The organism is Pseudoalteromonas sp. EB27, from assembly GCF_001974875.1.
Classification (GTDB): Bacteria; Pseudomonadota; Gammaproteobacteria; order Enterobacterales; family Alteromonadaceae; genus Pseudoalteromonas.
Genome location: NZ_MTQD01000012.1, coordinates 14856 through 28790 on the forward strand (window position 1 = coordinate 14856; position 13935 = coordinate 28790).

12 protein-coding genes are annotated in these 13935 nt (G+C 38.7%); 7 read left to right on the forward strand and 5 right to left on the reverse strand.

The features are described 5' to 3' along the window. Positions 1-499 precede the first annotated feature (499 nt). From BW142_RS13940 to BW142_RS20745, 5 genes are all read left to right on the forward strand, one after another. The gene (locus BW142_RS13940) at positions 500-742 is read left to right on the forward strand and encodes an OadG family transporter subunit (RefSeq protein WP_076925244.1); all 243 of its coding nucleotides are present in this window, start codon (positions 500-502) and stop codon (positions 740-742) included. 11 nt (positions 743-753) lie between these two features. Further along, on the forward strand, positions 754-2535 hold the full coding sequence (gene oadA, locus BW142_RS13945) for a sodium-extruding oxaloacetate decarboxylase subunit alpha (protein WP_076925245.1): 1782 nt from the start codon (positions 754-756) through the stop codon (positions 2533-2535). 13 nt (positions 2536-2548) lie between these two features. Beyond that, the gene (locus tag BW142_RS13950; protein ID WP_076925246.1) at positions 2549-3679 is read left to right on the forward strand and encodes a sodium ion-translocating decarboxylase subunit beta; all 1131 of its coding nucleotides are present in this window, start codon (positions 2549-2551) and stop codon (positions 3677-3679) included. A 135-nt stretch (positions 3680-3814) separates the two neighbouring features. Further along, positions 3815-4786, forward strand: coding sequence for an aldo/keto reductase (locus tag BW142_RS13955; RefSeq protein WP_024600762.1), 972 nt, complete (start codon positions 3815-3817; stop codon positions 4784-4786). 13 nt (positions 4787-4799) lie between these two features. Then, positions 4800-4976 carry a hypothetical protein gene (locus tag BW142_RS20745; RefSeq protein WP_170072950.1) on the forward strand — a complete coding sequence of 59 codons (177 nt, stop codon included), beginning with the start codon at positions 4800-4802 and terminating at the stop codon, positions 4974-4976. Between the two features lie 74 nt (positions 4977-5050). Here the strand turns inward: BW142_RS20745 and BW142_RS13960 are convergent, their stop codons facing one another. Beyond that, positions 5051-6364: a peptidoglycan DD-metalloendopeptidase family protein gene (locus BW142_RS13960; RefSeq protein WP_024600761.1), complete on the reverse strand. Its 1314-nt coding sequence runs from the start codon at positions 6362-6364 to the stop codon at positions 5051-5053. Between the two features lie 311 nt (positions 6365-6675). Here BW142_RS13960 and tyrS point away from each other — a divergent pair, with 311 nt between their 5' ends. Beyond that, entirely contained in the window at positions 6676-7875 is a 1200-nt protein-coding gene (tyrS, locus tag BW142_RS13965; RefSeq protein ID WP_076925247.1) for a tyrosine--tRNA ligase, read from the forward strand. 94 nt (positions 7876-7969) lie between these two features. On the opposite strand, the gene ampE is transcribed toward tyrS, so the two are convergent. The 4 genes from ampE to folE2 form a co-directional block, all read right to left on the reverse strand. Beyond that, on the reverse strand, positions 7970-8914 hold the full coding sequence (gene ampE / locus BW142_RS13970) for a regulatory signaling modulator protein AmpE (RefSeq protein WP_076925248.1): 945 nt from the start codon (positions 8912-8914) through the stop codon (positions 7970-7972). Next, the gene (gene mtnN / locus BW142_RS13975) at positions 8915-9622 is read right to left on the reverse strand and encodes a 5'-methylthioadenosine/S-adenosylhomocysteine nucleosidase (protein ID WP_024600758.1); all 708 of its coding nucleotides are present in this window, start codon (positions 9620-9622) and stop codon (positions 8915-8917) included. A 122-nt stretch (positions 9623-9744) separates the two neighbouring features. Continuing rightward, the gene (locus tag BW142_RS13980; protein WP_024600757.1) at positions 9745-10341 is read right to left on the reverse strand and encodes a DUF2726 domain-containing protein; all 597 of its coding nucleotides are present in this window, start codon (positions 10339-10341) and stop codon (positions 9745-9747) included. A 114-nt stretch (positions 10342-10455) separates the two neighbouring features. Beyond that, the gene (gene folE2 / locus BW142_RS13985; protein ID WP_076925249.1) at positions 10456-11376 is read right to left on the reverse strand and encodes a GTP cyclohydrolase FolE2; all 921 of its coding nucleotides are present in this window, start codon (positions 11374-11376) and stop codon (positions 10456-10458) included. A 231-nt stretch (positions 11377-11607) separates the two neighbouring features. Here folE2 and arcB point away from each other — a divergent pair, with 231 nt between their 5' ends. After that, positions 11608-13926, forward strand: coding sequence for an aerobic respiration two-component sensor histidine kinase ArcB (gene arcB, locus BW142_RS13990; protein ID WP_076925250.1), 2319 nt, complete (start codon positions 11608-11610; stop codon positions 13924-13926). Positions 13927-13935: the final 9 nt, after the last annotated feature.

Below are 13935 nucleotides of genomic sequence, written 5' to 3' on the forward strand. Positions count from 1 at the left end.
AATTTGCTCATAATAACTAATGCCAGTTACATGCCAAAGTTTATTTTATATTAATATCAATGACTTATGTTTTTTGGTTATGTTTTTAGTTATTTGTTAGTTAGTAACTTTTACGCTTTGTTATGTAAGTTATTCACACTGTTACAAATTGCTGGCAAAAATCCACTGAGAATAAATTTTTTGGTAAGACCAATTAACAATTAGTGCGTGTTTTTGTACTTATTATAAAGTTTGGTGTGTATTTTTATTAAGTTGAATAGTTAATTAACAACTTCTATATAACTATTAGCTATAGTCGTTATTTCCTACGTGTATTGTAGGGCGCATGGTTGCTGGGTTATGGCATGTAAATAAGTTGAGTGTTATGTTGTTTATAGTTTAATTGGTTTTACCAATTTACAAGATGTAGACAAAGCGACTAGTTTTGTTATCATCCAGTGAATAAATATTTAATTAAATCGATTTTTTATTTTCGATATGGGTTTCAAGGGGGAGAAAAATGGATATAGGTGCTCTACTCACAACGGCTGGTAGCTTAATGCTAACTGGTATGGTTGGGGTGTTTGTATTTCTGTCGATATTAATTGGTGCAGTAACGCTTATGTCTAATTTGGTGACGCGCTTTAGCGAACCAGAGGCATCACCAGCTAAATCACCGTCTTTTAAATCTCAAGGTGTGCCTAATGAGCACATCGCTGCTATTAGTGCTGCCATTGCTCAGTACAAATCAAATAACAAATAAGGGGCACACACATGGCTAAATTAAAATTAACAGAATTGGTATTACGCGATGCGCACCAATCATTGCTCGCAACACGTATGCGCCTAGACGATATGCTACCTATTGCTAGCAAGCTAGATGATGCAGGTTATTGGTCTATTGAATCGTGGGGCGGTGCTACATTTGATTCGTGTATTCGTTATTTAGGCGAAGATCCTTGGGAGCGTATTCGTGCGCTTAAAAAAGCGATGCCTAATACTAAACAGCAAATGCTATTACGCGGTCAAAACCTATTGGGTTACCGCCATTACGCTGATGACGTAGTTGAAAAATTTGTAGAACGCGCACACAAAAATGGCGTTGACGTATTTCGTATATTCGATGCAATGAACGATGTACGCAACCTTGAAACAGCGATTAAAGCGGCTATAAAAGTAGGCGCACACGCTCAAGGTACTATTTCGTATACAGTTAGCCCTGTTCATACGCTTGAAATGTGGCTAACTCTTGCTAAGCAATTAGAAGATTTAGGTTGTCACTCAATTTGTATTAAAGATATGGCGGGTTTATTAAAGCCATACGATGCTGAAAAACTAATTAAAGCACTTAAAGAAACTGTATCGGTTCCTATTGCTATGCAGTGCCATGCTACAACTGGTTTAAGTACTGCGACTTATCAAAAAGCGATTGATGCAGGCATTGATATGCTTGATACCGCTATTTCATCTATGAGTATGACTTACGGACACACTGCTACTGAAACTATTGTATCGATAGTTGAAGGTACCGAGCGCGATACTGACCTTGATTTAAATCACCTAGAAGAAATTGCTGCTTACTTTAGAGATGTACGTAAAAAATATGCGGCATTTGAAGGTAGCTTAAAAGGGGTTGATGGTCGTATTTTACTAGCTCAAGTACCTGGTGGCATGCTTACAAACATGGAAAACCAACTTAAAGAGCAAGGCGCGGCAGATAAGCTTAATGAAGTTTTACTTGAGATCCCACGTGTACGTGAAGATCTTGGCTTTTTACCTTTAGTAACACCAACGTCGCAAATTGTAGGTACTCAAGCAGTACTTAACGTGCTTACGGGTGAGCGTTATAAAACAATTACTAAAGAAACTGCTGGCGTATTAAAAGGTGAATATGGCTTAACGCCAGCACCAATGAATAAAGAGCTACAAGAGCGTGTGCTTGATGGAGCTGAGGTTATTACTTGTCGCCCTGCAGATAACATTGCACCAGAGCTTGCAACGCTTGAAGCTGAATTATTAAAAGAAGCGCAAGAGCAAGGTTTAACACTTGCTGATGATCAAATTGATGATGTACTAACTTATGCATTGTTTCCACAAGTTGGTTTGAAGTTTATTAAAAACCGCAACAACCCAGATGCATTCGAGCCAGTACCTTGTGTTGAAGATAAAAGCAGTAAAGCACCTTCTAAATCAACTTCAAACAATAACGGCGTAAAAGCTGAGCAGTACAGCGTAAAAGTAGATGGTAAAGTTTACGACGTAGTAGTGGCGCAAGGTGGTGAACTTAAAGAAGTAACCTTAAAAGACTCTGAGCACATTCCCCAGTCGGCTTCGGTAGCATCAGGCGAAACACTTAACGCACCTCTAGCCGGTAATATTTTTAAGATTAAAGTAAAAGCTGGGCAAGTTGTTAACGAAGGCGATGTAGTGATTATTATGGAAGCCATGAAAATGGAAACTGAAATACGCGCTACGCATACCGGAACAATTGCTGAAGTGTTAGTTAGTGAAGGCGATGCTGTAACTACCGGCGACGCTATGATTGCATTAGCTTAGGAGTAAATAGAGGATGGACGGTATTTTAAACCTCTGGAATGCGACAGGCATTGCTAACTTTACAATCCCATCGTTAATAATGATTGCGGTAGGGTGTTTATTACTGTTTTTAGCAATAGCTAAAGGCTTTGAACCACTATTATTACTACCTATTGGTTTTGGTGCGATTTTAACAAATGTACCTGTGGCAGGTTTGTCAGACCCAGGTGGGCTTTTGTACTACGTTTATTATGTGGGTATTGATACGGGGATTTTTCCGTTATTGATATTTATGGGAGTAGGGGCGCTAACCGATTTTAGTGCGCTTATTGCTAATCCACGTATGTTGCTATTAGGTGCGGCTGCACAGTTTGGTATTTTTGCGACTCTGTTTGGCGCGATATTATTAAACTATGTGCCAGGCTTTGAGTTTACTTTACAGGATGCATCGGCTATTGCGATTATAGGTGGAGCAGATGGACCTACTGCAATATTTTTAGCGTCAAAACTGGCACCTGATTTACTTGGTGCAATAGCGGTAGCTGCATACTCATACATGGCACTTGTGCCAATTATTCAGCCGCCAATTATGCGTGCGTTAACAACTCCAGAAGAACGTAAAATAAAAATGCCAGAGCTTCGTAAAGTATCTAAAAAGGAAAAGATTATTTTCCCTCTTATGGTGCTTAGCTTAACGGCTATGTTTTTACCAGCTGCTATACCGCTGGTAGGTATGTTTTGTTTAGGTAACTTAATGCGAGAGTCAGGTGTTGTTGATAGATTAAGTAATAGTGCTCAAAACGAAATCATCAATGTTACAACTATATTTTTAGGCTTAGCTGTAGGCTCAAAGCTTGCTGCAGATAAGTTTTTAACTGTTGAGACGATTGGTATTTTAGTACTTGGCGCACTCGCGTTTGCAATTGGTACGGCATCTGGCGTATTTATGGCAAAAGGACTTAATCGCATATCTAAAACACCTATAAACCCATTAATAGGGGCGGCAGGTGTATCGGCTGTGCCAATGGCGGCACGAGTAGTAAACAAAGTAGGCCTTGAAAGTAATCCTCATAACTTTTTACTTATGCATGCAATGGGACCAAATGTTGCGGGCGTTCTTGGTAGTGCAGTTGCTGCGGGTATTTTATTAGCACTTGTTGGTTAAATTAATTTTAATCCAACCGATTAGCGCAGTTTACTGCGCTTTTTTTTGTTCTTAATTTCTTCGCCGCTAAATGGTTTCTTGTTCAGCGCTTTTTGTTTACAGTAACAGCTCTTCAAAATTTTAAGGATAGTTATCATGCTTCACACACCTTTAGCAAAGCACTTACCTCATGTTAGTAAACTTGTATTCGGATGCATGGGTCTGGGCGGCGGTTGGAATAAAGACGCAATTACTGATGCACATGTTAAGCAAACTCATGAATGTATAGATAATGCTATTGAAGGTGGCATTAACTTTTTTGACCATGCTGATATTTATACTTTTGGTAAAGCTGAGCAGGTTTTTGGTAAAGCATTAAGTGAGCGACCAGAGCTTAGAGAGCACATGTATATTCAATCTAAGTGTGGGATTCGTTTTGAAGATGACTTAGGACCAAAGCGCTATGATTTTTCGGCTAAGTGGATTGAGCAATCAGTTGAAGCATCCTTGAAGCGATTAAATACAGAGTATTTAGACGTACTTATGCTACATCGTCCTGATCCTCTCATGGAAGTTAACGAAATTGCTCGTATATTTAGTTACTTAAAAGAAAGCGGTAAAGTGCGCAATTTTGCAGTATCTAATATGCAGCAACACCAAATGAATTTTTTACAGCACGCACTTGATATGCCTATTGTGGCTAATCAAATTGAGGCTAGTTTGCAAAAGCATCAGTTTGTTGATGAAGGTGTATATGCCGGTAACAGTGACGGTAAAGATCTTAATTTTACACCAGGTAGTATTGAGTACTGTCGCCATTTTGAAATTCAAATTCAAAGCTGGGGCAGTTTATGCCAAGGTTTATACAGTGGTAGTGATTTATCAAACGCATCGCAGGCCGATATAAACACCAGTCTTTTAGTTAATAAACTGGCTGCACTTTATGATACTTCTGCTGAGGCGATTGTAATTGCATGGTTACTTCGCCATCCCGCATCTATTCAGCCTATTATTGGAACAACTAATGCCAAGCGTATTAAAGCCTCTTGTGATGCTGTCAACGTAGAGCTAACTCGTGAGCATTGGTATGCACTTTATGTAAGCGCTAAAGGGCATGAGCTACCATAAGTAGGGCGCAAATATGAATATATTCGTTATTTTAATTGGATTGTTTGTCGCGCTGGCGATACTCATTCCATTACTTGAAAAATATCAAAGTAAAATAGGGCTTGATGGCGCAACCAAATACAGTAAATATATTTGGCCGCTAGTGATGGTATCTTTAGTTATTCAGCTCATTTATGTATTAATGAATTGATGGTTTATAGCGTATACAAAAAAGCCTTTGCAGATTTAACCTGCAAAGGCTTTTTTAATGTTTATTAATAAGCTTTATTTTAGTGCTAACTGTAGCTCGCGATTGCGCTCAAGTTGGGCAATAAAGTTATCTGCAATCGGTTTAAACTTAGCAAGTTCTGAGCGAGGTAATGGCTCTGACTTAGGAAGCTTAACGGTTTTAGGATTACGATGAACGCCATTTACTAAAAACTCATAGTGTAAATGCGCCCCAGTAACACGACCAGTAGAACCTACAGTACCAATTTGTTGGCCCTGTTTAACTTTTTGGCCTGTTTTAACTAGTTTCTTATTTAGGTGTAAGTACTTAGTTACATATTGTGTGCCATGGCTGATAAATACGTAGTTACCGTTGTACTTGCTGTAACCCGCTTTAACTACCTTACCGTTACCTGATGCGACTACTGGTGTGCCAGTGCGTGCTGCAAAGTCGATACCACGGTGCGCTCTAACTTGCCCAGTAACAGGATGAAGTCGCTTAGGATTAAAGCTAGAACTAATATACTTAAAGCTTACAGGTGCACGTAAAAATGCTTTTTTCATGCTACGCCCTTCAGGCGTATAAAAATTGCCGTCGGTATGGCGAATCGCTGCAAAGCGCTGACCTTGGTTTACAAATTCAGCGGCAATAATTTTACCGGTACCAATAAACTCGCCATCAACATAATGAGACTCGTAAATTAAGCCAAATAAATCGCCTTTACGAATATCATTTGCAAAATCAACATCCCAACCAAATATGTCAGCAAAGTTCATTATTTGGCGCTCGCTTAAACCTGCCGCAATTGCTGAAGTCCAAAAGTTATTAGATATTTCGCCGCCAGCGGTTTTAGTTAGCGTTTCAATTTCTTTACTATCGATAGCTGTATCGTAATTACCTTCGTCGTTTAAGGTAACAAATAAAGTATCTGTTTTTGAAATTACATAACGCAGTTGAGCCAAAGAGCCATCTTCAGCAGTAGCAAAACTGAGTACTTCACCTGGATGAATTTTAGTTAGCTTGCGAGTCTCTGCATTAGTGTTAATTAGTTTATGAAGCGTTTGAGCTGAAAAACCAGCACGCTTAAAGATAATTGCTAAATTGTCGCCATTTTTAACTTTATGATCGACAAAGTCGTATTCTGGTAACTTTTCTGCTGCTTGCTCTGAATTTAGCTCAGTTAATTTTTCGTTGTCATCAACTTTAACTTGTAACTCATAGCGCTTACCAATTTCTAGTGCATTTGCACTATTGTCTTTGGATGCAGTGGCTTTTTCAGAAGGAAGAAAGGCTAAGCCAACAATAGCAGAAACCAAACCTAGAATAAGCAATTTGTGTTTTTTGGGGAGCGTGTGAACCACGTGAACCATAACGTGCCTTTTTCTGCTGTCAAGATAATAAATACGTAATATTGCAGGATATACTTAATAATGTGCGAATACTAGTGTTTTGTAGATTTAAACTACGCTAAAATCAGGGGTAGAAAGCCTTTTTTAACGTCCTATCTAACTAAGACTCAATTCATTTAGTTTAGTTGCCCTAATAACTTAAAAAGTTATTTTAATTAGATAGAAATTTGTTATGTTAGCTACATATATATGTTCGGTTTAAACCTTAATAAAAACCGTGATTACAAGTAACTAGTCGCCCCTTCGTAGGCAGAATTTTGGAGTAATACAAAGTGGATTTACAAACCGCTCTAGCAGAGATAAAACGCGGTGCAGAAGAAATATTAATTGAAGACGAACTAGTTGAAAAACTAAAGTCGGGCAAAAAGCTAAAAATAAAAGCAGGCTTTGATCCTACAGCACCTGATTTACATTTAGGGCACACTGTACTAATTAATAAAATGAAAACCTTTCAGGATCTAGGTCATGAGGTTATTTTCTTAATTGGTGACTTTACTGGCATGATTGGCGACCCAACAGGTAAAAACGTAACGCGTAAACCACTTACTCGCGAAGACGTATTAGCCAATGCTGAAACATATAAAGAACAAGTATTCAAAATTCTCGACCCTGCTAAAACCACTGTTGCATTTAACTCTACTTGGATGGAAAAGTTAGGCGCTGCAGGTATGATAAAACTTGCTGCAAACCAAACCGTAGCGCGCATGCTTGAACGTGATGACTTTAAAAAGCGTTATGGCAGCGGTCAACCAATTGCAATTCATGAGTTTTTATACCCTCTGGTACAAGGTTGGGATTCGGTTGCACTAGAGTCTGATGTGGAACTAGGTGGTACTGATCAGCGCTTTAACTTACTAATGGGTCGTGAGCTACAGAAAGTTGAAGGCCAAAGGCCGCAAACAGTATTAATGATGCCATTACTTGAAGGTACTGACGGCGTTCAAAAAATGTCTAAGTCACTTGGTAATTACATTGGTATTACTGATGCGCCAAACGATATGTTTGGTAAAATAATGTCAATTAGTGATGTGCTAATGTGGCGTTATTACGATTTATTAAGCGCGCTTTCTATTGAAGAAATTGCAGCTCAAAAAGAGCGTGTTGAGCAAGGTACTAACCCGCGCGATATTAAAATAGAACTAGCTAAAGAGTTAATTGCTCGTTTTCATAGTGAAGCTGATGCACAAGGTGCACATGATGATTTTATTCAGCGTTTCCAGAAAAAAGCGTTACCAGATGAAATCCCTGAGCTGACAATCACTATTGCAGAAGATACTATTTTAATTGCTAACTTGCTTAAAGAAGCAAATTTAGTAGTTAGTACGTCAGAAGCAATGCGCATGATTAAGCAAGGTGCAGTTAAACTTAACGGTGAAGATAAAATCACTGATACCAAACTTGAAGTAGCAAAAGGTACAACGGCTATTTACCAAGTAGGTAAACGTAAGTTTGCAAACATCACTGTAGCTTAAATACAGTATGAAACTAAAAAACCAGCCTAGGCTGGTTTTTTTGTGCTTGTATTTTGGGTCTGTAAATAGTTACGAGGTAGCCACTAAATAGTTACTAAATCACTTTTAATATTTCAATACTTACAATTACTAACAACCAAAATGCACGGGCCTGATTTAACCTATTAATTATAACGGGCACATCCTCGGGGGTAGGTAGTCTATCAGCACCAATACGCATTTTATTAAAGCGAGTACCCAAATAAACCGCAGGCCCGCCTAGTTGTACTCCAAGTGATGCAGAACATGTACTGAGTAGCCAACCAGTATTAGTTTGATAAAAGTGCCTGCCGTAATGCTTTATGTAGTGCATGCTTTGTTTGCTCGCTCTACTTGCTGCAATAGTTAAAGCCAGCAAGCGCATTGGAATATACTCAATAATAAACAAGAGAATTTTAAGCGGTTTTAAAAAGTAGCTATTTGGGGATATATCACTACGCCAGGCTTGTTGTATTAAAGTAAGTAATCGATAGGCGAGAGCAGCAATAGGGCCAAAGGCTAAAAATATAAATATAACTACGAAATAGTATCGAGCAGTGCGCAGTATTAAACTCTCAATTAATGCTTTGATAATACCAGGAGATGAAAGCCTATTAACTTCACGGGCAAGCAGTGGTTTTAGTAATTCGCGCGCCGTCGATTTTTGATTTTGTTTAGTTAGCTTTGCAATACGGAGCGCTTTTTTATCAATACTCTTACTTTCTAAGCATAAGTATAAAATAAGACCTGCGAGTAATTCAGGGTAAAAAGCAAACTCAAGCAATAACACGACTATAATGAGAATAACACTTAAAATGAGCGTGCTTGCGAGTATAGCTGCTAAATATTGATAGCTTTTAGGTTCTTTGCGTTTGTATATACGCCTGCCAATAGCACTAAAAACCGCGCTTAACGCTGTATTAGGATGATACCAGCTAACAAGAGGAATAAAGCGCTCAGCAAGGAGCGCTAGTATGAAGGCAATAAAGTCCAAGTGGTTTTGAACAATATTGCTAAGCATTTAAAGAGACACTGCAGTTAGCTTTTCTAAAAGTGCGACAACCATTTTAGATGAGTTGATTGATGCTGTTTCTAGGTATTCTTCAAATGATTGTGGTGACTCTTTACCTGCAATATCAGACATTGAGCGAATAACAACAAATGGCGTGTTAAGCGTAAAACACGTTTGTGCAATTGAAGCGCCTTCCATTTCAACGGCAAGCATTGTAGGAAAATCACTGCGTGCTTTATCAATACGTACCGGATCACACATGAAGGTGTCGCCAGTACAAATTAAGCCAACAAGTGTTTTAACATTACTGATTTGTTCGATTGTTTGTTGTGCTGCTTCTACTAATTTTGGATGAGCTACAAAGCCTGCTGGCATTTGAGGTACTTGGCCAATTTCGTAGCCAAAAGCAGTAACATCTACATCGTGGTGACGTACTTCTGACGAAATTACTACGTCGCCAACACTTAGTGATGGATCGAATCCACCGGCAGAGCCTGTGTTAATTACGCAATCAGGTTTGAAGTTATCAATCAGTAAGGTGGTTGCAATCGTTGATGCTACTTTACCAATACCAGATTGAACAAGTGTTACTGTGTTACCAGCCAATTCACCAGTATAAAAAGTGAAACCTGCTTTAGTTAAAATTTTTGGGTTTTGCATCGCTTCACGTAAAATTTTAACTTCTGGCTCCATTGCGCCAATAATACCAACATTCATAATGTTTAATTCCTGAGTTTGAATCACTTGATTATACGTGAAGTTAGCAATAAAAAACAAAAAAGCGAGCTTGTTTATGAGCTCGCTTTAAATACTTTTTAGGAGAGTATTTAATTTGGTTTTTAAATTTCAGCTAAAGCAGTTGTTTGTGCTTTAGCTTGAGAAGGTGAAAGTACCGCTGGCTTATGTGAGCGATTACGAACAGGGCGCTGCGTTTGTGTTGCTGCAGGCTTACCAAGTTTAAACATAATTGCATCGCGTACTTCAGAAGGACGGTAGCCCGATTTAACTTTCATACGAATATGTGGAATACCCGCAGACTCTAATGCACCGTTTACAAACCAGTCGCGTTGAGCTTTGTGGCCATCTTTATTGGCATTGTTAACTAGGTCAACAGCCGCAACAATAGTAAGTTTTTCTTTGTCGATTAATACAAAGTCGAGTTGCTTATTTTTAGCTTTAGCTAAAGCAGCACGTTTAGATTTAACTGAAAGACCTTGCTTACAGTCAATAACGTCAATTAACTTAACGCGACTAACAACTTTATATTGATCGCCAACAGCACGCTCGAGAAGATTTAAAAAAGCGCCTTCAACCTGAGTGAAAACAGTTTGCTTGCGGGTAAAAGGATACGGGTTTCCGCCATCGTCATTAAATTTTGACGCAACAACAGAGGCCCCGACAACTAACACTAAGATTAATAATAAAGCGAATTCCATACGGTAACTCCATAACAACAAATTGACACTGCTCAAATAAAGCAATTTACGTGCCTAAAAAGTATGGGTTATAAAATAAATACCGTTTGTTTTAAAAGTAAAACTACGCAGCAATTAAGCTTTGTAGCCACTTTCAATGCCTTTAACCGCAATAGCTACAGCATCGTGTGCATGTAGTGATTCATAATGGTTTATTTGCAGCCAGTAGTCGCTGTAATTACCATCCTCCAGCAATGCTTTTATTTTACGTGCGGCATCTTCACAAAACATAAGGTTTTGGCCATTTAAACGGGCAAATTCTTGCTCGTCTTCGCGTTTTACTGCCGCTTGTACAGGCGTTTTAAGTTCAGCTTCAAGGGTATTAATTAGCGTCACAACGTCAAACTCTTGAATATTGCTATCAAGCTTTACTTTTACGTTTGCAATAGAGCGCTGCGAGTGAGGTGTCGCTACAATACCTTGTGTAGTGCCTAGCCACTCGTGGACATCTTTTTGGCTTAAGGTTTCTTGGTTAAACTTTTCGTTAAACGCGTTTTGTATAAGCTGTCGCGCAAGTGCCGCAGAGCATGGGCACGTTGAAGAATAGGTAACATCTACGGTTAGCTCGTAGCTAATAATGTTATTTTCAATTGTACTGGTAAGTACAACTGGGTAGCTTTTCCAGCCCGCTTTACCACTTAATAGTGATTTACGGCGGAGCGGTAATTCAAATTTAAATTCAATTTGTGCTTTATCGCTTAGCCCTTCGTGGCTAGTTATAAAGGTATCGAGTGCTTGCGCTATTGTTTGCGGATTAACTTGCTGCTCGGTTGAAAGCAGGTCAAGTGCCAAAAATAGGCGTGACATATGAATGCCTTTGGCATCTTCTTTATGCAAATTAACAAATGCACGGGCTTTAGCGTTTACCGTTACCGGTGATAAGTCTCGCGATTCAAAAATAAATGGCAGTTCGATTTCGCCCATGCCAACCCAGTCTAATTTACCTGTTTGTAAAGCGGGTGCTGTGTCTGCTATATCTGGCATATTGGTTTGCATGTGCGCTACTCGTATTTGGAGATAATAAAGCGGGGCATTTTACACTAAATAATTTATTGCTGAAATGATGAGTTGAGGAGAGAAGCAAAATCAAACATGAAAATTTTTGTTTTTATCGCACAACATGGGTAGTGGTAGGATAAAAATGCTAAAATCTGGAAAAATGGTATGTTTGCGCATACGCATTGCCTTCTTTATATATAAGTACACAGCTAAGAGATAAAATTACGTATGACCGATTATTCTTTGAGCCCTTGGGCTCGGGTACTTTCCAGCTTAATAACGCGATTTGGTGAATTTAAAACAGCAGCTATTTGTTACACTTTATTTTTAACTGTATCTCTTATTTTATCGAGCATGTTTTATTATGTTGCGATAGGCGAATTGAACCTTGTTGATATTTTGGCTGTGGTGTTTTTTACTGCTGTAGTTTCTCCTTTAATTATAAGTGTATTACTTAATTCAATTCGTCAATTAGATGCCTCGTATGCTTATTTAGATAGTGCAACCAAACAAGAAAAGCTATTAAACCAAACCTTAAAAGACAACATTAGCCGTTTAAATATTGAAATTGATGAGCGTAAAATGGCGTTTCATGCCAAGCACCGCGCTATCGAAGAGTTGCGCCGAGAAATTGCTGAGCGTAAAAAAACCCAACAAGAACTTGCTCAACAAAGCATGTTGCAACGTTCAATAGTTGATTCATCTCCCGATTTATTTTATTACCGCGATAACAACGGTGTATTTGCCGGCTGTAATAAAATGTTTGAAGAAGTAATGGGTAAATCAAGCAGCGAACTCATTGGTAAAACGGTTGAGCAAATATTTCCGAGTCATTTTTTAGCTGAAGTTTTGGCAACCGACAAAGAGGTAGAGCAGAGCCATAAAGCACTAACTATAGATGTAGGCTATGAAGTGGACGGTGAAACACGTTGGTTTGAGCTGCGTAAATTACCTTTTATAAATGATGACGGTGACTACATTGGTTTATTGGGTTTTGGTCGTGATATCACTAGCCGTAAAGAAGCAGCTCAAGCACTTGAAACTGCCTATAAAGACAAAGGTAAGTTTATTGCTACGCTGAGCCATGAACTACGTACACCATTGAATGGTATTGTCGGTTTAACGCGTATGTTATTAGATACAGAGCTTAATAAGCAACAGCGTAGTTGGGGCAATACTATTTTTTCGAGTGCTGAAACACTCGGTAATATTTTTAACGATATTATAGATTTAGATAAAATAGATAGAGATCAGCTCGATATAGCAACCAATTCTATTAATGTGTCAGACTTTATAAACGATGTAGTTAATTTTGCAGGCTTAATAGCGGAGCAAAAAGAGCTTGAGTTTGATATTAAACGCAATGGTATGCTGGATATTTACGCGCAGCTCGATCCAACTCGACTACGCCAAGTTGTTTGGAACTTAATTAACAACGCAGTTAAGTTTACTCAGCAAGGCAAAGTAACACTCGAATGCAGCAGAGAAAATCGTGTAGAAGGCCCATGGTTAGTTATTAAGGTACTAGATACCGGTCAAGGTATTCCACCAGAGCAGCTTGCCCATATATTTGATATGTATTACAAAGCGCCGGATTTAAAAGGCACTAACGCAATAGGCTCAGGTATTGGTTTAGCTGTAACCAAGGCACTTGTAAGTGCAATGAAAGGGATAATTACGGTAAATAGTACTGAAGGCGAAGGAAGTTGTTTTACAGTGCAAATACCGCTTAGTTTATGTGTTGCACCAACAGAGCAAAGTTATGTTGGCCGTGGTTTGTATATTCTACTAGTAGAAGATGTTCCTCTTAATGCCGAAATTGCTACAAACCTATTAGAGCAACGCGGCCATGAAGTGTTATGGGCTGAAACCGGTGAAGATGCACTCTCGTTTGTCGAAACCGAAGATGACTTAGACTTAGTACTACTTGATATGCAATTGCCAGATATAAACGGTGATGTGGTTGCTAAACAAATACGCTCAGATAGCCACTTCGATAAATTACCTATTGTTGCTCTAACTGCCAATGTACGCAGTGCTGAAAAAGAGCTTGAAGGTATATCAATACAAGGTGCGTTGGCTAAACCAATTAACACAGTCAAGCTTGATAAAATGCTGGCTGACTTATTTGGCATTAAGCAAAGTGAGTGCACAGAGCCACAGCTAAAAGTAAGTGAAGAAGCGCTAGAGGGCATTGATGCACACTTATTAGATATTGAAACAATAGAAGACTTTGTAAATTCGATGGGCTTGGTTGTATTTAGACGCAGTAGTCAGTTATTCGAAAAGCTAAGTCCACAATATCAGCAAGAATTACTTACCTCATTAAATACCGGCGATAGAGAAGAGTATGAATCAGTAGCGCATAAACTTAAAGGTGCGGCTGGATCGGTAGGTTTAAATGATGTGCAGCTTCATGCCAAAATAATGGAGCATGGTGCAATAGATGAATCTGATGAAGTATTAAAGAAGTGGTTAGATGTTTTAGCAGATAAAATAAATGAAGGACAAAAAGCCCTTCATTTATTTTTACAGCAATTAGAGTAAAACTAATTA

Coding starts and splice junctions, on each gene's coding strand:
- BW142_RS13940 (WP_076925244.1), top strand. CDS start 500: ATGGATATAGGTGCTCTACTCACAACGGCTGGTAGCTTAATGCTAACT.
- oadA (WP_076925245.1), top strand. CDS start 754: ATGGCTAAATTAAAATTAACAGAATTGGTATTACGCGATGCGCACCAA.
- BW142_RS13950 (WP_076925246.1), top strand. CDS start 2,549: ATGGACGGTATTTTAAACCTCTGGAATGCGACAGGCATTGCTAACTTT.
- BW142_RS13955 (WP_024600762.1), top strand. CDS start 3,815: ATGCTTCACACACCTTTAGCAAAGCACTTACCTCATGTTAGTAAACTT.
- BW142_RS20745 (WP_170072950.1), top strand. CDS start 4,800: ATGAATATATTCGTTATTTTAATTGGATTGTTTGTCGCGCTGGCGATA.
- BW142_RS13960 (WP_024600761.1), bottom strand. CDS start 6,364: ATGGTTCACGTGGTTCACACGCTCCCCAAAAAACACAAATTGCTTATT.
- ampE (WP_076925248.1), bottom strand. CDS start 8,914: ATGCTTAGCAATATTGTTCAAAACCACTTGGACTTTATTGCCTTCATA.
- mtnN (WP_024600758.1), bottom strand. CDS start 9,622: ATGAATGTTGGTATTATTGGCGCAATGGAGCCAGAAGTTAAAATTTTA.
- BW142_RS13980 (WP_024600757.1), bottom strand. CDS start 10,341: ATGGAATTCGCTTTATTATTAATCTTAGTGTTAGTTGTCGGGGCCTCT.
- folE2 (WP_076925249.1), bottom strand. CDS start 11,376: ATGCAAACCAATATGCCAGATATAGCAGACACAGCACCCGCTTTACAA.
- arcB (WP_076925250.1), top strand. CDS start 11,608: ATGACCGATTATTCTTTGAGCCCTTGGGCTCGGGTACTTTCCAGCTTA.